Source organism: Streptomyces thermovulgaris (assembly GCF_002155915.1).
GTDB classification, from domain to species: Bacteria; Actinomycetota; Actinomycetes; order Streptomycetales; family Streptomycetaceae; genus Streptomyces; species Streptomyces thermovulgaris.
Map to the genome: position 1 here is coordinate 1 of NZ_MUME01000363.1, position 1426 is coordinate 1426.

Genomic DNA, 1426 nt, shown 5'->3' on the forward strand with positions numbered 1-1426 from the left:
CGACAAACTGGCCGCCCGCTACCGGGCCGGACTCCACCTTGCGTCACTCATCCTCTGGCTCCGCACACCCCACCAAAATCATTTGCCAGACAAGCCCTAGACCGGGCGAGAACAGGAACGGGACCATCCCCGCGGGTGCGGGGAGCAGTCCGACAGCACCGCGGACAGGAACCGGACGCGGGGACCATCCCCGCGGGTGCGGGGAGCAGGACGAGGGCCAGGACTGGCTCGTCATCGGGTGGGGACCATCCCCGCGGGTGCGGGGAGCAGGACCAGTACGAGGGCGACGCCGACCCCGAGGCGGGACCATCCCCGCGGGTGCGGGGAGCAGGGCACGCTGCCGTCGTCCGCGGCCACCGCGACGGGACCATCCCCGCGGGTGCGGGGAGCAGCATACGTGGCTTCACACAGGGAGGTGAGGACTGGGACCATCCCCGCGGGTGCGGGGAGCAGTTGAGCGCCGATTCAAGGAGCTTAAGGTTCCGGGGACCATCCCCGCGGGTGCGGGGAGCAGGGGAACAGGACGTGCAGGGGTGTGCCACGCCAGGGACCATCCCCGCGGGTGCGGGGAGCAGGACGCCAACTGCCGCGCCCGCTACGTCGACGAGGGACCATCCCCGCGGGTGCGGGGAGCAGCGAACGGGGCGCCTCGCCAGACCTGGCCGTGCAGGACCATCCCCGCGGGTGCGGGGAGCAGGAGTCGGCGTACCTCGTCGGGGTCCAGGCCGAGGGACCATCCCCGCGGGTGCGGGGAGCAGGCGCCGCGCTCGGGCCAGATGCGCCGGGCGACGGGACCATCCCCGCGGGTGCGGGGAGCAGTGGAGAGGGAGTTTCCGCAGTCCTCGGCGACGGGGACCATCCCCGCGGGTGCGGGGAGCAGACAGGTGTATCCGGTTGTGATGGTGGATGACGGGGACCATCCCCGCGGGTGCGGGGAGCAGCACACGGTGCCGGGGATGGCGGCGATGATCACGGGACCATCCCCGCGGGTGCGGGGAGCAGTGACCTTGCAAAGGACTCTGGCGCTTTCGGCGGGGACCATCCCCGCGGGTGCGGGGAGCAGCCGTTACCCTCAGCGCTCCCCGAGTCGTTGGTGGGACCATCCCCGCGGGTGCGGGGAGCAGTCACCCACGGCCGACAGATAGTTCTTCAGGACGGGACCATCCCCGCGGGTGCGGGGAGCAGCTCGCGCCGCTTCACCACGGCGAGACAGGAACGGGACCATCCCCGCGGGTGCGGGGAGCAGGCTGTGTGAGCTGCGGGTTTTCTAAGGGCACACGCAGTTTTGAACCACTTTCTTTGATTCCGGCAAACAAGGCGGAAGGGACACTGTGACTATCGCCTCCTGCCGAAGCGGCGGCGTTTGGAGGCCCTGCTCCAGCCGGATTGTGGTTCGTTGCGGGAAGTTGCCGCAGGGGCCTGTGCG

The 1426-nt window shown here is 70.7% G+C and carries 1 pseudogene and 1 CRISPR repeat array; the pseudogene reads left to right on the top strand.

Going from position 1 to position 1426, the window contains the following annotated elements:
* A pseudogene (locus CCN35_RS28995) lies at positions 1 to 100 on the top strand (IS5/IS1182 family transposase); the annotation flags it as partial.
* 19 nt (positions 101 to 119) lie between these two features.
* Positions 120 to 1246: a CRISPR direct-repeat array (repeat unit 29 nt; unit sequence GGGACCATCCCCGCGGGTGCGGGGAGCAG).
* Positions 1247 to 1426: the final 180 nt, after the last annotated feature.